The 21,691-nt window shown below is 71.7% G+C and carries 15 protein-coding genes; 7 read left to right on the top strand and 8 right to left on the bottom strand.

Annotation, left to right across the window (positions count from 1 at the left end):
* Nucleotides 1-35: 35 nt before the first annotated feature.
* Nucleotides 36-8,687: a DNRLRE domain-containing protein gene (locus ACFV5H_RS36520; RefSeq protein ID WP_385199035.1), complete on the bottom strand. Its 8,652-nt coding sequence runs from the start codon at nt 8,685-8,687 to the stop codon at nt 36-38.
* A 261-nt stretch (nt 8,688-8,948) separates the two neighbouring features.
* Here ACFV5H_RS36520 and ACFV5H_RS36525 point away from each other — a divergent pair, with 261 nt between their 5' ends.
* The 3 genes from ACFV5H_RS36525 to ACFV5H_RS36535 all read left to right on the top strand — a co-directional run bounded on the left by ACFV5H_RS36525 (nt 8,949) and on the right by ACFV5H_RS36535 (nt 10,688).
* A complete protein-coding gene (locus ACFV5H_RS36525) occupies nt 8,949-9,440 on the top strand; it encodes a hypothetical protein (protein ID WP_385199036.1) in 492 nt (163 codons plus the stop codon).
* A gap of 85 nt (nt 9,441-9,525) precedes the next feature.
* Nucleotides 9,526-9,948, top strand: coding sequence for a hypothetical protein (locus tag ACFV5H_RS36530; RefSeq protein WP_385052101.1), 423 nt, complete (start codon nt 9,526-9,528; stop codon nt 9,946-9,948).
* Nucleotides 9,945-10,688 carry a hypothetical protein gene (locus ACFV5H_RS36535; protein WP_385052099.1) on the top strand — a complete coding sequence of 248 codons (744 nt, stop codon included), beginning with the start codon at nt 9,945-9,947 and terminating at the stop codon, nt 10,686-10,688. Before ACFV5H_RS36530 ends, ACFV5H_RS36535 begins: the two co-directional genes overlap by 4 nt.
* Nucleotides 10,689-10,987: 299 nt before the next feature.
* Here ACFV5H_RS36535 and ACFV5H_RS36540 read toward each other — a convergent pair whose 3' ends face one another.
* Complete coding sequence (locus ACFV5H_RS36540) at nt 10,988-13,150, bottom strand: endonuclease (RefSeq protein WP_385199038.1); 2,163 nt, start codon at nt 13,148-13,150, stop codon at nt 10,988-10,990.
* 263 nt (nt 13,151-13,413) lie between these two features.
* On the opposite strand from ACFV5H_RS36540, the gene ACFV5H_RS36545 reads away from it, so the two are divergent.
* Nucleotides 13,414-14,181, top strand: coding sequence for a BTAD domain-containing putative transcriptional regulator (locus tag ACFV5H_RS36545; RefSeq protein ID WP_385199040.1), 768 nt, complete (start codon nt 13,414-13,416; stop codon nt 14,179-14,181).
* A gap of 142 nt (nt 14,182-14,323) precedes the next feature.
* On the opposite strand, the gene ACFV5H_RS36550 is transcribed toward ACFV5H_RS36545, so the two are convergent.
* The 4 genes from ACFV5H_RS36550 to ACFV5H_RS36565 form a co-directional block, all read right to left on the bottom strand.
* Nucleotides 14,324-14,788: a GNAT family N-acetyltransferase gene (locus ACFV5H_RS36550; protein WP_385052092.1), complete on the bottom strand. Its 465-nt coding sequence runs from the start codon at nt 14,786-14,788 to the stop codon at nt 14,324-14,326.
* Complete coding sequence (locus tag ACFV5H_RS36555; protein WP_385052090.1) at nt 14,785-15,201, bottom strand: RidA family protein; 417 nt, start codon at nt 15,199-15,201, stop codon at nt 14,785-14,787. The genes ACFV5H_RS36550 and ACFV5H_RS36555 overlap by 4 nt, the downstream gene beginning before the upstream one ends.
* 112 nt (nt 15,202-15,313) lie before the next feature.
* On the bottom strand, nt 15,314-16,276 hold the full coding sequence (locus ACFV5H_RS36560; protein ID WP_385199042.1) for an expansin EXLX1 family cellulose-binding protein: 963 nt from the start codon (nt 16,274-16,276) through the stop codon (nt 15,314-15,316).
* Nucleotides 16,277-16,372: 96 nt separating this feature from the next.
* Complete coding sequence (locus ACFV5H_RS36565; protein ID WP_385052084.1) at nt 16,373-17,035, bottom strand: DUF6461 domain-containing protein; 663 nt, start codon at nt 17,033-17,035, stop codon at nt 16,373-16,375.
* A 455-nt stretch (nt 17,036-17,490) separates the two neighbouring features.
* Here ACFV5H_RS36565 and ACFV5H_RS36570 point away from each other — a divergent pair, with 455 nt between their 5' ends.
* Nucleotides 17,491-19,350 (top strand): FUSC family protein, encoded by a 1,860-nt coding sequence (locus tag ACFV5H_RS36570; protein WP_385199043.1) that lies wholly within the window; start codon nt 17,491-17,493, stop codon nt 19,348-19,350.
* Nucleotides 19,351-19,762: 412 nt separating this feature from the next.
* Complete coding sequence (locus tag ACFV5H_RS36575) at nt 19,763-19,948, top strand: hypothetical protein (protein WP_385052075.1); 186 nt, start codon at nt 19,763-19,765, stop codon at nt 19,946-19,948.
* A gap of 18 nt (nt 19,949-19,966) precedes the next feature.
* On the opposite strand, the gene ACFV5H_RS36580 is transcribed toward ACFV5H_RS36575, so the two are convergent.
* Complete coding sequence (locus tag ACFV5H_RS36580; RefSeq protein WP_385052073.1) at nt 19,967-20,428, bottom strand: hypothetical protein; 462 nt, start codon at nt 20,426-20,428, stop codon at nt 19,967-19,969.
* The gene (locus ACFV5H_RS36585) at nt 20,425-21,159 is read right to left on the bottom strand and encodes an ATP-binding protein (protein ID WP_385199044.1); all 735 of its coding nucleotides are present in this window, start codon (nt 21,157-21,159) and stop codon (nt 20,425-20,427) included. The genes ACFV5H_RS36580 and ACFV5H_RS36585 overlap by 4 nt, the downstream gene beginning before the upstream one ends.
* A gap of 196 nt (nt 21,160-21,355) precedes the next feature.
* Between ACFV5H_RS36585 and ACFV5H_RS36590 the strand changes: the two genes are divergently transcribed.
* On the top strand, nt 21,356-21,691 hold a 336-nt coding region (locus ACFV5H_RS36590), incomplete at its 3' end, for a helix-turn-helix domain-containing protein (protein WP_385199046.1).

Below are 21,691 nucleotides of genomic sequence, written 5' to 3' on the forward strand. Positions count from 1 at the left end.
GGCGATCGGCGACCGCCCGCCCCGCCGCCGGTCCGTCAGTCGTGAACTCCGCTGTTGATCAGCCGTGAGAATGTACCCGACGAACTCGACACGTACATGTGCACGCCGATCGGGGTCACCCGGTTCGGGATGTAGATCGGAACGGACTGGTAATACACCCGTTCACCCAGCTTGAGCCGTCTCTCGATCTCGTACTCCACCGACCGCATCTCCTTCTGGTTGGCGTAGGCGGTCGTCGGGATGATGTTCTTCCGGAGGTGGGTGCCTCCGAACTCCCGGGCGACCAGGTGCGCCCGGTTCCATTCGTCGGACTCGTCCTGCAGGCTCCAGCCGACCGGTTCCTGCGGTTCGCTCGTGTTCCTCGTCGCCGGGGCGGACGGGTTGAGACAGGCGAACCCACCTGTCGCCCGCCCCTGCCCGTCCACGGGCGAGTTCCAGACGGTGCTGGCGCCCGAGGAGCTCTGGCACTTCTTGTTCTCGTCGCCGGCGTTGTCGATCGCCTTGCGCTGGAACGACGTGTCCGGCTCGGAGCTGTGCGCCGAAAGGCCCTGGAAGATCCGGACGATCATGGAGACCGCCGCTCCGGTGGCCGTACCCTTCGGACCGCTCGAACCGCCGCCACCACCCGACGGGGTGGGTGCCGGACCGGGAGCCGGCGACGGCGTGGGCCCGGTGGCCGTCCGGCTGGACGACCCGGAGGAGGAGACGTCCTCCGCCGACGGCATCAGCTGACCGAGGGCCATGGCCATGTCGTTCAGGTTCTGCTGACCCGACGGCGTCGCCGCGTACAGGGCCGTGACCAGCGCCGCACCCGCGTACCAGATCAGCGGGATGGCGAAGTGGCCGTCCAGCTCGACGAAACTGGTGGGGTTGCCACCGGCGAACGAGTAGCGGTTGCCGGTGAACGGATCCGCGCCCAGGTTCATGTCGGCCAGCGCGCCGTTGTACATGTCCCGGGTGGTGAAGCGGTTGAGCCCCGGGCTGTAGTCCCGGAACCCCATGTCGTACGTACCCGACTGGGCGTCCCAGCGCTTCGCGTTGAAGCGGTAGGGGTTGTACTCCTGCTTCGTCGGGTCGGCGGCGTCCGGCTTGTCGATGCCCGTGAACTCCGACTTGTCGTCGGAGCCGTAGGCGGTGTAGCCGTACGTCGCCTTGGTGTCGCCGTCCTTGTCGGTCAGCGTCTCGACGTCGTTGTGCGAGTTGTAGCCGTAGAAGCCGTCCTCGCTCGTGCCGTCGGTGTTGTGCTTGACCTGGGAGAGACGCTCGCCCCACGGGCTGTACTGATACGACTTGGTGAGCTGGCCGGCGACCTCCTCGCTCAGCACCTCCGTGGACAGGCCGAGGTAGCTGAACTCGGTCGTCTTGCCGTCCGCGGTCTTCGACGCGGTGCGGTCCAGCGGGTCGAAGGTGTACTTCGTCGACTTCATCGCGCCGGCGGCGTCCGTCTTCTGGGACTCCACGACGTGGTCGAAGCCGTCGTACACGCTCCTCTCGATGACCTTGCCGCCCGAGGTGACCGACTCCTGGCGGCCGAACGGGTCGTAGTTGTACGTGGCCGTCGTGCCGCCGGCGGTGCCCAGCAGCAGGCGGTTGCGGTCGTACTCGTAGGTGGTCGTGACGTTCTTGACCGTCTGCGAGACGACGTTGGCGTTGTCGTCGTGGACGTACTTCTCGGTGCCCGCGCCGTTGCCGGTCTTGACCGACTCGACGAGCCGGCCCACCGGGTCGTAGGTGTAGTCCGTCGTGGAGTCGAGGTACGCCGCGTGGTTGTCGGCGTTCATCTTCTTCGCGACGTCCTGCGCCTTGTTGCCGTTCAGGTCGTAGGCGTAGGTGTGTGAGGAGACGAGGGTGCCGTTGGGCTTCCTCTCCGTGGTCGACTTCAGCTCACCGCCGAGGTGGTACGTGAAGTCGACAATGTTGCCGTTGGCCTTGGTCTCCTTGAGCCGCTGGCCTCGGTCCGTGAACGTGAAGGTGGTGACCTTGGGCGAGGGGTCTGTGGCGGACTTGCCGATGGAGACCGACTTGACCAGCTCGCGCGGGTCGTAGGCGTACTTGGAGAACTGGCTCGGGTGGGTGACCGTGTCCGCCTGGCCGTTCGCGTCGTAGGTGTACGACGTGACCTTCTTCTCCTGGCCCGCGAGGGCCTCGGTCACCTTCTGTACCTGGTTCAGTCCGTCGTAGACGACCGTGTACGCGTCGACCCTCGCGCCCGACGACGTGTCGTCGATCGACGTCATATTGCCGTTGACGTCGTACGCGTAGGTGAACGTCCGCTTCTCGGCGTCCGTCTCGCCGGACGTGTCCCGCACCAGCTTGACGGCGTCGGCGACCACGATGCCCGAGCTGCTCTGTTCCAGCTTCAGCGTGGCGTCGTTGCCCTGCTTCAAGCTGTACGAACCGAGCGCCACCCAGGTGCCGGGGGCGGCCGTCTGGTCCTTGCTGACCGACGGGTGGGTCGTCGCACCCTGCGCCGGCGTGTACTTCGCCGCCGTCGCGGCGCCCGTGACCTTCGGGTACTTCACGTACGCGGTGTACGTGCCGTCCTTCGGGACGTTCAGCGTCCAGGTGAAGGCGTCCGTGCCCGCACCGGCCGCATGAGTGCGGTGGTCGTAGCCCTGCTGACCGGCGACGTCGCCGGTCGCCCACGTGCCCGTGGCCGAGGTGTGCTGGGTGTCGGAATTCTCGACGAGCACGACCGACTTGCCCGCCGGTACGCCGTCGTCCGACTTGGACTTGAGCTTGCCGTCGGGATAGTACGACTGCGTCATCGTGCGGTCCGAGGAACCGCCCGCCGACGTGAGGGTACGGGACGTCTGCTGCCCGATCTCGTTGTAGTCGTACGTCGTGCTGATGTCCCACGGGTCGGTGGACTTCCGCGTCCAGCCGTTGTCGAAGTACTCGAAGACCGTGTCGTTGCGGACCGTCTGGCCCTCCGACGGCGGCAGCGACTGCCGCTCCACCCGGCCCAGCGCGTCGTACACGGTCTGCGTGTAGACGTTCGGGTCGTCGTGCAGGGGGTCGCTCGGGTCGTACGGCTGGTACTGCTTCACCGGACGGTTCAGCGCGTCGTACTCGGTACGCGAGGCGAAGTCGTCCACCGTGGCCGTCGCGGTGCCCCGCGGTGTTGTCACCTTGGTGGTGTTGCCGACCTGGTCGTACGTGTACTTCGTGATGCGGAACGTGGTCGCGTCGTACGGGACCTTGACCTCGGCCTGCTTGCCCCGCTCGTCGTAGGTGTAGGTGGTGGTGCTGTTCTCGGGGTCCGTGGACGTGAGGACGAGGCCGTCCCGGTCATAGGTCCGCGAACTGGACTCGCCCGCCGCGTCCGTGAACGTGGTGAGCCGGTGGTTCAGGTCGTACGCCATCTTGGACGTGTGGTCCGTGGTGTCCGCGGTGGCGTTCTTCTTCGGGTCGACGACCTTGACGGGGTTGCCGACGACGTCGTACTCGTAGCTGATCCTGTCACCGGCCGCGTTGACCGCCGCGGTGAGCTGGTAGATCTCGTCGTAGTGGTTGGTGGTGACGTAGTCGGTGGTGTCCGGGGCGGTCAGCGTGCCCTTCGGCTCCGTGACGGTCCTGAGGTTGCCGACCTTGTCGTAGGTGTAGGCGGTCCGCCGCTCGGGGGACGTGGGGGTGTCCTTCGGAGCGGTGGCCGAGGTCATCTGGTCCGCGACGTCGTACACCGCGGTCGAGACCGCGCCGTTCGGCGACGTCGACTCGGTGATGTTGTCGTTGGCGTCGTAGACCGGGGCCGGCGCGGTGATGAAGACGTCCGCGTCCTGGTCCTTCGCGACCGTGCCCGACTTCGGCCGACCGAAGGTGTCGTACGTCTGCGTGGTCTTCTTGCCCAGGGCGTCGGTGACCTCGGTGACCTGGCCGCGCTCGTCGTAGACGAACGACGTCGACTCGCCCAGTGCGTCGGTGATCTTCGCCGGGTATCCCGTGGGACCGAAGTCGCTGTTGGTCGTCGGGTTGCCGTTGGCGTCGGTCGCCTTGGTGAGCCGGCCGTGGGAGTCGTACTCGTACGTCGTGGTGTAGTCGTCCGCCGTCGACGTCGCGACGCCCTTGGGGTCGGTGACCGTCCTCAGGTTGCCGAAGGCGTCATAGCCGAACTGCCACGCGCGGCCCTCCGGGGAGGTCTTGGTGGACAGGTCGGCGGCGTAGCCGTCGGCGCGGGTCTGGTAGCTGTACCGCTGCGCGTCGGCCGGGTAGGTGCCCGGAGCGCATTCCGAGGCGTCCGGGATGCCCGACTTGTTGTTCTCGGCGTCGCGCGACCAGAGCGGGTAGCCGGTCTTCTGGTCGTAGCAGTAGGCCGTCCTGGCGCCGTTGGCTTCTTCCAGGTAGGTGACGTTGTTGTCCGCGTCCCACGCCATCTCCGTGGTCTGGGACTTGGCGTTGGTCGTCCGGACCGGGCGGCCGAAGTCGTCCGCCACGTAGGAGGTGGTGTGCGACTCCGCGTCCGTCACCTCGGCGTCGGTGAACTTCGTGTTCGCCGTGTTCGCCGCGTACGTGAACCCGGTCGTCCCGTCCAGCCGGTCGGTGATGGTCTTCGTCCACCAGTGGTACTTCGGGTCGTCACCGGCGGACGGCTCGTTGTACGCCAGCTTCGTGGCGTTGCCGCGCGGGTCGTCGACCTGGACCAGTTTGACGTTCTTGTTGCCCTGTGTGGCGTCGTACGTGAAGGCGAAGACCTTCGGCCGGTCCGAGCCCGCGCCGTCGGTCATCTTCGTCATCAGGCCCTTGTCCGAGTACTCGAACGTGAGCTTGCGGCCCGAGATGTCGGTGACCGACTGGATGTGGTCCTCGATCTTCGGGCCGGCCGCCTCGGCCTTGTCGTAGTAGTCGACGGTGAGCGACTGCCGGCCGGCCGGGTCGGTGATGTACCGGAGGAACTTGGTCGGCTTGTTGTTGGACTTGCGCTCCTCGTACGTGAACGTCTGCGTGTTGCCGTTCTTGTCGACCGCGGACGTCAGGTAGCCGTCGCAGCCGAAGAGGAAGCGGGTGCCGTCGGGGCGGGTGAGCGTCCAGGCGTCCGGGATCGGGTCCTTGGCCGGGGTGCAGTCCAGGCCCGGCTTCATCGACACCTGGTAGTGGACGCCCGCGGGGGCCTTCCACGTGCCGTCGTCCTGCTTGCGGAAGACGTGCGTGGTGCCGTCGCCGTCCGGGAGGCGGATCTCGGTGGGGTGCGGGTTGGGGTGGAGGTCCAGCGGCGCGCCCAGCCTGATCGGACCCGACGACTGGAACGACCAGCCGTGGCCGGAGACCGTGTCCGAGGTGTCCAGCGAGTTGTACGCCACCCGGAAGAACGTGTTCAGACCCTGGCCGGGGTTGCTGAACGCGTTGTACTGCCACACGCTGTTGCCGGCCGCCAGGTTGTTCATCACAGTGGAGCCGGCGCCGGTGTTCTTGCCGGTGTAGGAGTAGAACTTCTCCAGGCCGAGCTGGTTGGAGGTCGGGTCCTCCACGGCCACGTGCTGGGTGAGGCCGGTGACCTCCGCCGCCGTACCGGCCGTGTCCTGGACCTCCCAGGTCAGCGTGTACTCGGTGCGCTTGTTGCCGGAGTCGGAGTTGATCGGCGTCTTGACCTGCGCGGGAACGGTGACGGAGGCGCCGGGGGCGAGGTCGTTCGGCAGCGCCGTGCGGACCTGGTTGCCGCCGGTCGTGGCGTCCGTGCCGTCCGGCAGGGACCACCGGTAGGTCAGCTCGTGACCGGCCACCGTCCACGGCTGGTCGGTGGTGTTGGTGAGGGTGACGTCGACGGTGTAGGCGGAGTTGGGCGTCATCCGGGCCGGCGTGCCCGGCGCGTAGTACGTCGACTCCGGGGTCTCGTCCACGTAGGTGACGACGAGCTTGGGCCGCAGCCGCTGCTCGGGGGCCTCCGAGGACAGGAAGACCGAACGTTCCTGCGCGGCGGTCTCGTCGGCCGTCCTGATGGCGACCCCGTGCCCGGTGGCCGGGTCGGTCACCCAACCCTGGGCCAGGGAGGTGACGTCCCAGTCGTGGCGGGCCGGGTCGTTGCTCATCGCGCCGACGTCGGAGACCGCCGCGCCGACGTCACCGCCGGGCGTGGTCCAGGCGGTGGCGGAGGTGGCCTTGTTCCAGGTCGCGCTCTCGTCGAAGTCCCGTGTGAGGGGGCGTAGTTCGTAGACCGCTCCCTCGGCGCTCCGCGTCGACTGGGTGCCCCAGAGGCGGACCGTGGCCTGGAGGACGCGCGAGGACGCGGGGACCCCGAGGTCGCCGAAGTCCAGCAGGGCGCGGGTGTCGCCGTAGGTGGTGGAGTTGTTGCCGACCGTCAGCCACGGCTGCGGCCCGTACTCGTCCAACGTGTCGTGGGCGGCCGTCGGCTGCGCCGAGGACAGGCTGGTGTCCTGGCCGGCCGTGATCACCTTCGTGGTGCGGCCCGCCTTCGGCAGCCGTACGAGCTGGGTGGGCGAGCCGATGACCTGCCCGTCCTTCGTCTTCACCGCGACCATGTAGTAGTAGGCGCGGCCGAACGGGTCGGCGCTGTCCGCCGGGGTGGGCACCGCCGTGGTGTCGGTGAAGGCGTTCGCCGACCCGTCCACGGGGGCCACCAGCGTCGCCGCCGACGGCGTGAACGACTGGTAGACGGAGCGGTGGACCTGGTACTCGGCCAGGTCGTCGCCGGTGGAGCCGGTGTCCGGGTCCCGGTAGTCGGACCAGTGCAGCTCCGCGCCCGTCGCGTGGATCACGGACGGGGAGTCGAGGGCCACGCCCTGCCGCCCGAAGGTCAGCACCAGGCGCGGGTAGTTGGCGCTCTCGCCGCCGTAGCCGAACTCGCTGCCCTCGTAGCGGGGGCCGCCCTTGGGGGCGCCGGTGCTCTCGTCGCCGGCCTTGACCACGAAGCCGTGGTTGTCGTGGGTGCCGTCGACCCACTGCTGGACGGTCCTCGTCACCGGGAACGAGTGCCAGGTGCTCACCTCGCCCGGCTTCTTGGTGACGGTCCCGCCCTTGGTGAAGCGCACGGCGTCGGCGACGACCGCGGTGGACGCCGAGGCCGGCGCGTCACCCAGGACGACCTTGCCGACCGTGCCCGCCTTGAACGGGTGCGAGCCCAGCGGCTTCCACACCCCGCCGGTGCCGGCGCTCTGGTCGACGGTGTACTGCTTCGTCCCGCCGGAGTACGTCACCGTGTACGGCGCGTTCGTCGCCCGGTCGACGGCGGGCACGCTGTGCACGTCGACCTGGTAGGTGCCGTCCTCCGGCAGGCTCGGCTGCCAGGTGTACGTGTCACCCGCCACCGCGTCCTTGTTGTACAGGTAGTCCTGGCCGACCGCGTGCTGCGTGTACGTGGTGTTCCCCGACGCCGGCCACGAGCCCACCGCCGCGGTGCGGCCCGCGTCCCCGTCGTCGACGACGACGGACGTGCCGGACAGCTCGCCGGTGATGCCCTGGGCGTTGTCCCAGGTGGCCGTCGCCTCGTTCCACTCCTGGGTGGCCCGGTGCGCCTCCAGGCGCACCTCGTCACCGGAGGTGGTGTGCGTCTGGTCGTAGTACAGCTTCAGGTCCGCCGAGTCCACGCGCGTCCCGGCCGGTATCTGGGACAGCGGGAACCGCAGCAGGGCGCGCGAGGAGCCGGTGCTGGTGTTGCCGACCGACAGCCGCCAGTTGTCGTCGTAGTTCGACGCCGGGCCGTCCGAGGAGATCATCACGTCCTGCGCCGTCGTCGGCGTCGGCGCGATCTCGATCGTCGGGTCGACCGTGACGGGGTACCGGCGTTCCTTCGCGGCCAGCCACTTCGCGTCCGGCGTCACCGTCAGCGTCCAGCCGTCCCCGGCCTTGGCGAGCCGCTGCTCCACCTCGGTGCTGTACTTGGTGCCGTACGGCGACGAGGGGTCCTTCCTCGAGTCCGTCATGAACCCGGCCGGGATCACCAGCACGGGGTCGGCGGACTCGCCGAAGAAGCGGATCGAACCGTCCCCGCCCTGCTTCGGCGTCAGCCCGTCCACGTCCAGGGTGAACATGAACTTGACCGGCCCGGAGGGCCGTTCGTCCAGGACGATGTTCTCCTTGACGCGCCCGGCACCCACCTCGTAGGCGAGGTCCGCGCCGTCGATCGCGTCCTTGTACGTGACCGTGCTGCCCTCGGCCGTCGGCTTCAGCGCGTCCGCGCCGGTCAGGCCCATCGTCACCGACCGGCCCTCGCCGGCCTCCACCCGCAGCAGCTTCCCGGCGCCCGAACCGAACCGGCTGTGCAGCGTGTTCGTCGTGTTCGAGAAGTCGAAGCCCTTCGTCCCCGACGCCTCGACCGACGTGTCGATCGGCTTCCACGCGGCCTTCCTGCCCGTACCGTCCCGGTAGGACGTCGGCACCGCCGACAACTCCACCTCGGTGCGGCCGTCGGACATCCGCCAGTACCGGGCGTTCGCCGTCCGCCGCCCGGTCAGCTCCTCGACCCGCTTCGCCTTCGGCGCGTTCCTGCCCTTGGGCAGTTTCTGCCGGTCCGCGATTCCACGCTCACCGTACGACGGGGGGTCGGGGTTCTTCTCGTCGTCGTCCCCGAACCAGCCGGTGACGGTATCGAAAAAACCCTTTTCCTCGCCCTTTCCGGGCTCCGGTGGCGGGGCCGCGTACGCGACCTGCGGCAAGAGCGTTCCCGCTATCGCCGCCACCACCAGACAGGAGAGATATCTCCTGTACGGCACCTTCACGTCATGACCTTTCGACATCGGCGGCCCCTGTCCCGCCGAACGCGAAAAGGGCACGCCGAACGAGCCGTCGCGGAGAATTCCGAACGGCGGCCGGATTATTGATCAATTGACTGACGGCATGTCAAGCGATGGGACATTTGGGGTCATTGAAGCCCCTGAATGCGGTCGCTTCGCCCTCGTTTGTCTTCTCGGTGGCGCCGCGTATTCCGCATGGTGTATAACCACCCGGTTCCGTACCGGAAGTACGCGCGGAAATTGCGCCCGACGAAAGCCGGACCCATGTCAACGACCGAAAGCACGGCGGAAACAACGGAAAAGGACGCCCCGGCCGGCGCATCGGCCGACAGGCGTAGGGGCGGCGACCGGGCGGGCCTGATCATCGCCGGCGCGATCCTCGTCGCCTGCCTCGGCTTCGTCCTGTACGGCGTCCTCGGCACCGAGGACGACCCCCGCCCGGAGCGGCCGGAGACGCCGACGGCCGCCGTGACGTACCGGATCACCGGCGACGGCAACGTCGACGTCAGCTACCTCGCCCGCAGCGAGGAGGGCAGGGCGACCGTCGAGAGGGACGTCGAGCTGCCCTGGGAGAAGACCGTCCAGGTGCCGCTGGGCCGGCCGCCCACCATCGGCATCGTCCTCGACGGCGAGGGCGGACAGGCGCGCTGCGCCCTCGCCGTCCGCGGTGCCCACGTCCAGAGCGCCACCGCGTCGGGCACCTACGGCCGCGCCACCTGCGCGGCCGAACGGATCGCGCCGGCCCCTTCGTCGTGATGGCGGCCGTGGGCGCCGACACCGTCACGGACAGCGAGTGTTGGGTTACGGTGGAGGCATCGTTGCGAACGTTCGGGGGGCTGCGATGGATCCCACTCTGCTCACACTGGCCGGTACGGCGGGTACGTCCCTGGTCGCGCTGCTCGTCGCCGAGGGGTGGCAGCAGACGCGGGACGGGGTGGTGACCGTCTGGCGCCGCTTCCGGCCGCTCGCCGTCGACGAGGTCGGGCGCGAACTGGAGGCGTCCCGGACCACCGCGCTCGCCGCCGCCGAGGGCGACGGGCCCGATGCCACCGGGCCGCTGCGGGGCCGGTGGACCGCGCGCTTCGTCGAACTGCTGGGTGAACACCCGGAGGCCGCCGACGAGCTGCGGGACCTGGTGGAGGGGTGGCAGCGGCGGACGGCCGACGGTCGGCGGATCGACGGTGGGGTGCGGTTGGAGGCCCATGCGAGGGACGACAGCCGCATCTACCAGGCGGTCGGGGACATGAACATCACCGAGCGATGAGCGGACGGGGCGACGGCGAGGCGCGCAGACACGTCGAGGCGCGGGGCCGCGCCTCGGACGACGGGCAGGTGTACCAGTCCGGCGCGGACCAGTACGTGACCCACATCCACATCGCCGAGGCACGGTGCCGGACCGCCCAGGAGGCGTGTCAGCGGGCCGATGCCGTGGTCCACGTACTGACGCGTGCCGTCGGGGAGCTGGCGGCACGCTGCCAGGAGCTGGAGGAGCGGGCCGGCAGCGCCAGGGCCGAAGGACGTGCCGAGGCGCGGGCGGAGTTCGCCGAGCGGCTGCGCGACGCCGAACTGCGCGTCATGCGGGCCCAGCGGGTCATGTGGGCGGCCGAGGAGAAGCGGGCCGAGGCGGAGGAGACGCTCGCCCGGGCGCGGCAGGAGCCGGCCCGCCGGCCACGGACCGCCGAGCGGGAGCAGGAGGCCGCTTCCGTCCGTGATCCGGCCGTCCCCGCGCGGGGCTGGGAGGGGGCCGAGTGGTTGCCTGGGTTCGTGGAGTCCGCCAGGGCCGAACTCGACGCGGTCCGCGAGGAATTGCGGCAGCTCGGGGAGGAGGCCGACCGAGGGGACGGCCAGTGGACCGCGCCGGTGATCGTCGGGGGGAAGTGGGTGCAGGAGCCCGACCCGGTGCGGAAGCCGACGGTCGTGATGCCCCGAGTCGTGCCCCCGCCCGTGCTGGAACCGGAGGTGACCGACGGGTCCCGGACCGACCCGGAGCCACCGGCCCCGTGACGCCCGGAGCCGTGCCTCGGAACCACCGGTACCGGAGTGACGACCGACGGGCCCCGGACCGACCTCACGCCGTGGGTTCCCGTCACTCCCCGAGCAGGCCCCCTGTGCTCGGTCCGTCCCTCTTAAGGGCCTGGAGGTACCCCCGGGGCGGCACGGGTGGGTGCCGCGCACCCCACGAACGCCGGGCTGCGCGGCACCCCGGCCGCCACACGTACCGCACGTCCGGCTCCCGCTGCTCGCCCCGGCCCCGTGCCGCTCGGGGCCGGGGCCGAGCCGGACGACGCGGCCCGGCGGGAGGCTCAGGGCCAGACCCCGGTGAAGTCGATCGCACGAGCCCACTCGGGATGGTCCACCAGCGGATTCCGGTTGCCCTGAAGCGCCGCGATGGCCGCGTTGCGGTGCAGCTCGTACTCGCTGACCGCCTCACCCTCGTGCCACTTCAACAGAACGGGCAACCGCTCCGCGGGGAACTCGCGCGCCGCGTCACCGACCTGTCCCGGATAGCGGAGCAGGAAGTACAGCGTGGCACGGGCGACCGCGCCCCTGCCCTCCTCGGGCTCGAACCCCACGTCCTCGCGCATCCCGCAGTCCTCCCGGATCACTTCGTCGAAGTCGGGGAAGTCGAAGTACGGGAAGTTGCCGCGGAAACTGTTGCAGCCGACCTCGCACGCGAACAGGTGGTGCAGGTCACCCCGCATCGGCTCCTTCTTGGCGAACCACGACTGCGGCACCACGTGCTCGCAGTTGAACGGCATGGACGCCTCCAGGGCGTCGAACTCCGCCTCGAACTCGGCCGGTCCCGCCGTGCTCTCCCGCAACAGGAGTTCCTGCACGCGGGCCAGCCGGGCCTTCGTCACGGCCGCGTCGGCCCGTATGAGCTCCTCGGCGGAGAAGCCCTTGCCCGAGTAGATGCTGCGCAGCCGGCCGTCCTTGTGCAGGTCGACCCACGGATAGACCATGTTCATCGGCTTGTACCGGGGCCGGGGCTCGTGGGTCTCGGTCAGCAGCCCGGTCAGCGCGCGGCGCAGCGCGCCGCCACCGCTGCCGGTGTCGACGTCCGCGTAGTACGCGTCGCGTGCGGCGATGTCCGCGGCCCGGTCGTAGTAGGGGCCCTGCTGCGCGAGCCGGTGGCTGGTGAGGGCCGCGTCGACGTCCTTCTCGACCGCCGACACGATGTCCGGCCGCCCGGCCGGGGACGGCTGGGGCGCGGCCGTCGGCGTCGGCGCGGCCGGCGAGACCGAGGGCGTGCCGAGGCCGAGGGTGATCCGCAGGGGGACGGTGAGCTGGGCGGTGCCGTCGACCGCCTGCGCCCGGGAACCATTGGTCCCCGGCAGGGTGGACGTGCCGAGGGGGAAAGACACCGGCGGCGCGCTCTCCCCGGGGGACGGGGTGAGCCCGGTGGTGAACACCTCGTCCCGCAGCCGGGCCGCCTCACCGGTCAGGGGCATCGCGCGCAGGGCCTCCAGCACGCGGCTGATGCGCACCCCCTCGTTGGCCCGCCACGCCAGTTGCTGCTCGCCCGTCTCCGGCCGCCACACCGTGCCGTCGACACTCAGGGGCCGGCCGTCGGCGTCCGTCTTCGGAACGGCCGAGTGGTGCAGCGCGACGACCTCCCACTGGTCGTTGAAGACCGCGGATCCCGAGGAACCCTCACGGGTGTCGGACTCGTAGTGCAGGAACCGGTCCAGCAGGTCGACGACCTGGTTCTCGCGCAGCGCGATCTGCTTGGGTTCGCCCCGGGGATGCTGGACGATGTTGACGTACTCCCCGATGACGACCTTCCCCTGCGCCTCGCTGAGGACCAGCCGGCCGAACGACGACAGCGCCTCGCCCTGCGCCCCGCGCGGGGCCACCGCGACGAGGCTGAAGTCCAGCGCCCGGTCGGTGACGAAGAACCGGAGCGGCTCCAGCCGGAAGACGGCCGGTACGAGGGGAGCGCCGTCGACGCCGTCCTGGAACGCGAACGCGACCTTGCTGCGGTCGGCCTCCTGCGCGCCGGGCAGCACGTGGTTGTTGGTGAGCAGCAGGGAGGGGGACACCATGAAGCCGGTGCCGTGCCCGCCGCCCGGTCCGCTGATGGTGACCCGGCCGACCGAGCGGGAGACCTGTGCGCCCTCCTCCAGGAACGCGACGGGGGTGAGGTTGTTGCGCCCGATGAGACGCTCCAGCCCCAGCACCCCGCTGGTGACGGTCTCCGGCGGCAACCGCAGGGTGCTTCCCGCACTGCTGGCGGGTTCCGTCGGCGTCCGCTCGATCGCCCGGGCCATGGCCCAGTCGGTGCCGAGACGCGCCAGCCGCTTCTCGACCCGCTCGGGGGTGTCCGCGTACAGCGGTCCACGTGTCTCGAGGACCGCCCGGTTCCGTTCCCGTCGTTCGGTCCGGTTCTCATAGCGTGTCGCGGCCATCGTCAGTTGCGACAGGTGGTCCGACTCCCGTCGGGAAACGAGTTCCGCCGTGGCCATGATCCGCCTCCTGGCCTGTTGATGGTGTCGGCGATGCTGGGACAGGACTCTTCCGAGCCGTGTCCGAAGCTACGGAACCGCCGTCAGCGCGGCGTCATCGATCCGGTTGCACGGCACGGGCGGGGGGCCGAGACTGGTGACGGCACCTCCTCGAAGGACGCGGCACCCCGGAGCCGCACCAGGCAGACCACGAGCAGCGATGCGCCGGTGGCGAGGCCGGACGGCCCCCGGAGGCGCTCGCGCGGGACACGGTGAGCGAGGCGATGAGGCCGGTACCCCCGCCTCCCCGGTTGCGGTTGCTCGGCCAGTTCCGGCTGGAACTGGGTACCGAGACCGTCGAACTGTGCCGCAACGGCCAGCGGCTCCTGGCCTTCATGGGACTGCGGGGACGGGTGTCCCGCACGGTCCTCGCCGGAACACTGTGGCCCGAGGCCACCGAGGCGCACGCCCGGGGCAGTCTGCGCACCACCCTGTGGAAGCTGCCGCGCGGGGAGCCGTCCCTGATCGGATGCCGCGGGGACACCCTGCTGGTCACCCCGGACCTGCGCGTGGACGTCCACACCCTCACGCGGACGGCGCTCGGCGTCGTGGAGGACCGCCGTCCACCGCTCCACGCCCGGCCGTTCCTGGAAGCCCTCACCGGCGAGGACCTGCTGCCCGGCTGGGACGAGGACTGGATCCTGGTGGAGCGCGAACACCTGCGGCAACTGCGGCTGCACGCGCTCGACGCGCTGGCCGGGACCCTGACCCGGCAGGGCAGACCCGCTCTGGCGATGGAGGCCGCGTGGGCGAGCGTACGCGCGGAGCCCCTGCGGGAGAGCGCCCACCGGGCCGTCGTGTCGGCGCACCTGGCGGAGGGCAACGTCGGCGAGGCCGTGCGCCACTACCGCGCGTTCTGCCGGATGCTGGACGAGGAACTGGGCGTCGCGCCCTCACCGCAGTTCGCCCGGCTGCTCTCCGGGCGGCTGCCGGAGAGGACCGGGCGGGCCGGACGTACCGGGCGGGGCGGACGTACCGGGCGGGGCGGCTGAGCGCCGGCGGCGCCACCCCCGTCACCGCCCGCATCCGGGGCGGGGCACCCGCCGAGGACCCGGCCGCCGCGGGCCGTGTCCTCGCCCTGGTCACCGAGCGCGCCGACGCGGAACCGGCGGCACCGACCGGGTGACCGGCCTCCTACGGCCGCCACACGTACCGCACGTCCGGCTCCCGCTCCTCGTTCCCGGAGCCGTCCGTCCACCGCACGGCCGCGAAACCGTGCCGCTCGTAGAAGCGGTGCGCGGGCGCGTTGACCTGGAAGGTCCACAGCGCGAGCCCTTCGGGGCTGCGTTCCTTCGCCAGTGCGACGAACCGGTCGCCGATCCCGCGCCCGCGCCACTCGGGGGCGAGGTAGAGCTGGTCCAGCTCCCCGCCGTCCAGCACCATCACACCGACCACGTCCCCGCCCGCCGCCTCCGCCACCCACGTCTCGCGCAGGGGCACGAGGACGTGACGGAAGTAGCCGTGCACCTCGTCGTCGGACCGGGGTCTGACCACGCCCGGCAGCGCGGCGGCGAAGGACCGCAGCCAGACACCGGCCGCGGCCCCGGCGTCGGAGGGCAGGGCCCGGCGCAGATCCACCGTCCGGTCGCCGCCCCTCACGAGTCGGCGCCGGTGTCCGGCACGACCGCCGTCGCCGTGATCTCCACGAGCTGCCCGGCATACCCGAGACAGGCCACACCGACCAGGGTCGACGAGTGGGGCCCCGCACTCAGCCCGGACGCCTCGACCACCTCCCACACGGCGGACAGCACCGAGGGCTCACCGCTCACGACGTACACGTCCGTCGCGACGACGTGGCCCAGGCCGGAGCCCACCGCCCGCAACTGCTCCTCGAGATTGGCGATCACCTGCCGGGCCTGCCGCACCGGATCGCCCTCACCGACCAGCTCCCCCTCGGCGTCCAGCGGAACCGACCCGGCGAGGAACGCCAGCCCGGTCCCCGCCTCGACGACGGAGACGTGGGAGTAGGCGGGAGGCGGAAAGAGAGTGGGGACGGTGACGCGCCGGATCACGCGGACTCCGATCTGAGGGAAGGGCGGACGACCCTCGATCCTGCGCGACACGGCGAGCCACCGCATCCGTATTTCGCTCGCCCCCTCGACCGCCGCCCCCGGCCGGACGCGGTCAGTGCCGGGCGAACTGGACGCGGGTCGGCTGTACGGTGTCCGGCCGTACGGGGATGGCGTCGACGGTCAGCCGCTGCCCGTAGATGTCGGTGAGCCTCAGCTCGCCGCCGCAGCCGGTGCCGTCGGGGGAGAGGAAGTAGTTGTACTCGGTCCGGGTCAGCCGCTGCCACCCGGATCCGGTGGCGACCTCCAGCCGGGCCAGCGGATTGCGGTGGCCGATCGCCTGGATGCCGCACCAGTGGCTGCTGGAGCCGGTCTTGTAGCGGACCGAGACGGTGCCGGACGTGCCGGGGCTGAGCAGGCTCCACGTGACCGGGATCTTCCCGGCGGACAGCCCGGCCAGCTTCGCGAAGGCCTCCCTGCTCAGGTCGAGCTGTCCGGGGGCGCAGGGCGCGGGGCACTCGTTGGTGATCCGGACGGTCACGGAGGCGCCGCCGGCCGCACGGACCAGGACGTACGCCCCGCACGCCTTGGACGTCTCGTAGTCGGTGGTGTTCATCGCCGCGGTCATGCGGTCGGCGCTCGGACCGTACAGACAGGCGCCGTCGCCGTCCCCGGCGTCGTAGTGCGTGGCGACCCCGCTGTAGGAGGTCCCGGGCGCGATCCGCCCCGCCAGGGGCGCCCCGCCGGAGGCCGGGCGCGGGGCGGCCGTGGTCGTGGGGGTGGCGCCGCGCGAGGGCCGGGCCGGCGGGGTCGTCGGGGAGGGCTTCGGGGCCGGGGACACGGTGGACGGCTTCGCCTCCGGTGTCCGCCCGGTCGCCGTGGGCGAGGCGCTCGGCGACCGGGCGTCGGCGTCGACGCCGGTGGCGGACGCGGCCGTGGCCCGCACGGTGTCGGTCCCGTCGTCGGGAGTGAGGGCGACGACCAGCGATATGAGGAGCCCGACGGCGGCCACGGCGACGGCCGGGACCAGGACGCCGCGCCGCTTGCCGCGAGGACGGCGGTGGGAGGGGGATGCCACGGATGAGTCCTTACGTGGTGCGGGAGAACACACACTTCCGACTCGATGGTCGTCACGGCCGCCGGAAAGGTTGCCGGGTTCCTCGGACACGACCGGTCACGGCGTGCCCGGCGCCCGTTTGCGCCCGGGCAGCAGGTGGCCCAGCTGACGACCCAGGGGCCGGGGGCTTCCCGGGGGCTCGTCCGGATACAGCAGCGGCGGGTCCGGGTGGTTGAGAGCGGCGTGGTCGGGCTCGTCGACGACCGCGGTGAGCAGGGGCCCGTGGAGTATGTCCGTGGTGAGCTCGTGGCCGGTGTGCCGGGCCATGACCTCCAGACCCACTGCCCTCCGGGTCGTTCCGGCGGAGATGAGTGTCTCCGTCCTGCGGGCGAACTCGTGCGCGCTCCGGCCGCGGGCGCTGGGCGGGTAGCCGGGCTCGAACTGCTCGACGACGCGCCCGTCGACCACGTAACGGAACACCTCCAGTGCCTTCGCCGTCCGGTACAGGACCAGTGTCTCGGTCCCCGCCGACAGGTCGCGCATGACCGTGGCCGTGCAGCCGATGTGGTAATCGAACTCGACGCAGAAGGACCATTCCCCCAGTGATCCCGCGCGCAGTGTCGTGCGCCGAGGGGGAGCGTCGGGCATGCTCTCCACGCGCACCCGGCGGGCGCTGCCCGCGTCGGCTCCGTAGAGGGCGAGCACCTCTTCCGGGCTCCTGTTCCGGGAAAGGGTCAGGCAGAAGTGCTGGGAGTCCGACAGGCGCCAGGAACCGGGCATCGGCCACTCCTCCGTCGCGAGGGCGATCGTGGGCGTCAACAACGTTACCGGCGACGGGGGTTGGGCTACGGCGGGGGCATCGCGGAGTGCCGGCGACGGACGGAGCTCCGCCCGTACGGTCCTGCCGGGGCCGGTGAGCCGTGGACGCGGCGCCACGCGTGCGGGCGGTGCGGGACCGGCCGACAGGCCGGACACGCGCCGACCGCGTGGAGCGAGGAGCACCGCCGCGCCCCGTGGCCGCCGGCCGAGGGCGTGGGAGCGTCGGCCGAGGGTACGGGGGTGCCTGCCAGGGCATGGGGGCGCTGGACCGCTCCCGCCCGTATCGTCACCGCCCGGAAACACGACCGTTCGCTTCCCTCCCTCCACGCCGATTACCGTAGAGGGCACGTCTCTGTTCCGCCCGGTCACCGTCGCCCGCGAGCATGCCCCGCCCCCGACGCGACGACTGGAGCCCCGTGACCCGTCCCGCCCGTGCCGTACCCCCGTGGCTGGCCCACGCCCTGCGCGCCCAGCGCGGACCGGTCCCGTGGAGCGCGGTCGCGCGGGGCGCGCTGAGCGGCGGGCCGCTGCTGCTCGCGGCCGTCCTCGCCGGGCGGCCCACCCTCGGCGTCGTCGCCGCCATCGGCGCCATGTTCGCCGGGATCAACGACCGGCCGGGGAGCCGACGGGCTTCCGTCGGACGCGTCGGCGGGCCCGCGCTCGCCGGGGCGGCCGGGCTGGTCGTCGGCACGTACGCCGGGGACCACGTCCCCGCCGTACCGCTCACCCTGCTGCTGACCGGGCTCGGTCTCGTCGCCGGCGGGGTCAGCGCCCTCGGGCCCGTCGGGTCCTCCGTCGGCACACAACTCCTGGTCGGCGCCGCCGTCGGCGCCGGGATGCCGCTGCCCGAACCGGGCTGGCAGCGGGCGCTCGCCTTCCTCGCCGGCGCGGCCTGGCTGCTCCTGCTGCGGCTGGCGCTGCCCATGCCCGGAGCGCTCGCCGGGGGCTTCCGGTTCGACGGGGAGCGGAACGCCGTCGCCGGGGTGTACGCCGCCGTCGCCGACCTGCTCGACGCCACCGGGACGGACACCGCCACCGCGCGGCGGGCCGCACTCACCGCCGCGCTCGACCACGCGCAGGACGCGCTCGCCGGCCCCCGGCTGCGGCGCTACGCCTCCTCCGCCGCCGAACGCCGGCTGCACGCCCAGTACGCCGCCGCCCTCCCGCTCGCCGAGGCCGCCACCGCGCTCGCCTGGGCCGGGGAGCCCGTACCGGCCCGCGCCTCCGAAGGGCCCCGGCGCCTCGCCACCGCCGTACGGGGCAGCGCTCCCACCGGCCCGCTGCCCGCCCCCTCCCGCACCGTCCCCGCCCTGCGCGCCCTCGACGACGCCCTCCTGCGCGCCGCCGAGGCCTTCGACCGGGGAGACGGCGGCGACCTGCACGGCCGCAACCGCTCCCGGAGCGCCGCACTGCGGACCGTCCTCGGCGCCCGGGGCCGGGAGTACGGGCTGCGGGTCGCCCTCTGCTTCGGGACGAGCGCCGCCCTCGCCCAGGCCCTGCACCACACCCGCTGGTACGGGCAGCACGAACACTGGTACTGGCTGCCCGCCACCGCCGTCTTCCTCGTCAAACCCGACCTCGGACCGCTCGCCTCCCGCGTCCTGTCCCGGGCCGCCGGAACCGTCCTCGGGGCGCTCCTGTTCGCCGGGTTCGCCGCCGTGCTGCCCCGCCCGGAAGGACTCGTCGCGCTGGTCGCGGTCAGCGGCGCGCTGATCCCCGTCGCCACCCGGCACTTCGCCGCGCAGACCGCCGTCGTCACCGTGCTCGTCCTCGCCCTGGTGATGGCCGGCGGCGAACCCCAGGCCTCCGTCGGCCGCATCGGCGAAACCCTGCTGGCCTGCGCCGTCGTACTCGTCGCAGGACACCTCCCGATGCCGGGACAGCGCGGCGGCGCCGCCATCCGCGCCCGGCTCACCGAAGCGGCCGACGCCGCTCAGGCGTACCTCGACCACGTGCTCGGCGAGTCCGACGACCGCGCCGGCCGCTGGGCGCTGCGCCGCGAGGCCTACCGCACCCTCGCCGAGGCCCGCGCCGCCATCGCCCTCGCCTCGGCCGAACTCCCCCCGCTCGCCCGGCACGCCGACGGCACCGACGAGACCGCCGCCACCCTCGAACTCCTCGTCGACACCGTCACCGCCTGCGCCGTCCACCTCGACGACACCGGCCACCCCGACCCCCGGCACGTCCGGCGGCTGACCGAGCTCGCGGACCGCCTGGGAAGCCGAGGGGACGTCACGGTCCGGTTCATCCCGGACCACGCCCGCGCCGTACGGTGACAGGCGAGAGGCGACCGACCGCGTGGCACGGGACGTCGCCCCGCCACGGCAGGACGCGGATCGGAGCGAATCTCCAGCCGGAACGGTGTGCCGGCGGCGTGGCGCCTGGAGATTCGCTCCCATCGTGACTCCGGGGCTCGGTGTTCGGGGCTGGGTGCTCGGGGCTGGGGAGCGGCTGCCCGCGCTGGTCGACCGGAGCCATGGGCGACGGATCCAGGAGTACGGCACCTGACGGCACGATCGGTGCGGTGGCCGGTACGGAGGGTGACCCTTTGGTGCGATCAGCCGAGAGTCCGATCACACTTGGCGGTGAACGGGTGTCAACTACGTCTCAGTACCGTCACTGAGCGAGGCGTTCACCCCATGGTTGGCGTTTAACTCTACGAGTACAACGCAGCATGGAGGTGGCAGGGTGAACGGGCGAACGGTGCTCGAACGCTTTCCCGCAGGTGGACCGCGTGGCTCATGGCCGGCGGAGGAGTTCGCCCACGCGCGCCGCCTGGAGGGGCTGCCCGCCGAGGTTGTCATGGACCTCGCGACCGACATGTTCCTGGTGATCGTCCGGGGGGACGGCGGGGGCGGCGACGTCGCGGCGTAGCGGGGCCGGAGCGACCGGTTACGCGGTGACGGGGCGTGACCAGGTGGGGGTCGTTCCCGTCAGACGGCACAGGGCGAGATAGAGCGGAATCGGCGGCGTATAGGGGAGCGTGCCGTCGGGGCGGTGGATCAGGCCGGGGAGGTCCGGGGCGCCGGGAGCGTCCGAGGGGCCGGGGAGGACCGCGCCGGTGGCGTAGTGGGCGGGGGCCGGCCACTCCATGGCGTAGTCGGAATCGGACGGGACCAGCCACCACCAGTGCGCGTCATCGGCGTACACGCAGCCCACGCGGGGCAGCCGGGGCATCACCAGCGGGCCGAAGCGGGCGGGCACCGCCACCGCGTCGCAGCCCATGGGCGCGGTCATGCCGTCGGGCACGGGGAGCCGCCGGGGGGCGCGGGCGCCGGCGGCGTGCCGTTCGCGCCGTATCCGCACCAGTGAGTCCAGGCTCAGCACGCGGGTGCCGGGTACGCCGCCTGTCACGCCCGGCCCCGGGGGTGGGGGGTGCGCTGGTGCGGGGGAGTGCGGACCTGGTTTTCCGCCGCCGGGCCGTGGTTTCCCTTCGCGGGGCCGTGGGGGCGTTCCGGTTCGTTGGCGGTGTCGTCGTCCGGGGTGCCGGGCGGGCCCGGCTTCGGGCGGGCGCCCCAGCCCAGGTCGTCGGTGGGCTCCACGGGACCGTGCCCGGTGCCACCGCTGTCCGCCGTGCGGGGGAGGTCGGCCCAGACCAGCAGTCCGGGGCCGTTCTCGTGCGCGCCCCACGAATGACACAGGGCGTCGACGAGGAGCAGTCCCCTGCCGTGCTCGTCCTCCGGCTGCTGCCGGGTGTTCGCCCGCGGCTGGCCCGGCGCGCACCCCTCGTCGCGCACGGCTATGCGCACCAGCTCGCCACCGTCGTGCAGCTCGCAGACCACATGGCTGCTCGCCGTGTGCACGATGGCGTTGGTGACCAGTTCGGAGACGACGAGAGCCGCTGTGTCACAGGTGTCCTCGCACACCGACCAGCCGGTCAGCCGTGCCCTCGTCAGGCGTCTGGCCTGAGCCGGGGAACCCGGATGAGCGGCCAGTTCGAAACGGAACCGGCGCTCGGCGGCGGCCCCCGAGGGGGCGGACACCGAGGCGGCGCCGAGGCCGATGGACCCTGCGGCGGCGTCTGTTCCTAAGGGCGCGGACGGAATCACGCTTGCCACTATCGCCCCGCCGTGAACACTTGGCAAGTGTCACTCTGAAAAATGCAGAGTGCGGTGTGACGTTCTGGAAGGGCGTGGCACACTGCTCGCAACAGCACCTCGCGCGGCGCCAGTTGGGATCGCCGAAGATCCGTTCGAATCCAAGTTCGGACGGGATGGATCTTCGGACGGATCTCCGAGTGGCGCCGCCGAGCTGTCGGCTTTTGTTCGAGGGAGGTGGAGTGTGAGCGAACCCCGGTCCGCGCCGACGGTGGGACAGGTCGTCCTCGGCCGGCGCCTGCTGGACCTGCGGGAACGCGCGGGACTCAGACGTGAGGAAGCGGCCCGCATCCTCCGGGTCGCGCCCGCCACCGTCCGCCGCATGGAGATGGCCGAGGTCGCGCTCAAGATCCCGTACCTCCAGATGCTGCTGAAGGAGTACGGCGTCTCCGACGAGGAGGCCGAGGCCTTCGTACAACTGGCGGAGGACGCCAACCGGCCCGGCTGGTGGCAGCGCTTCCACGACATCCTGCCCGGCTGGTTCTCGATGTACGTCAGCCTGGAGGGTGCGGCCTCCCTC

It is taken from the genome of Streptomyces sp. NPDC059787 (assembly GCF_042732315.1).
Classification (GTDB): Bacteria; Actinomycetota; Actinomycetes; order Streptomycetales; family Streptomycetaceae; genus Streptomyces; species Streptomyces atrovirens.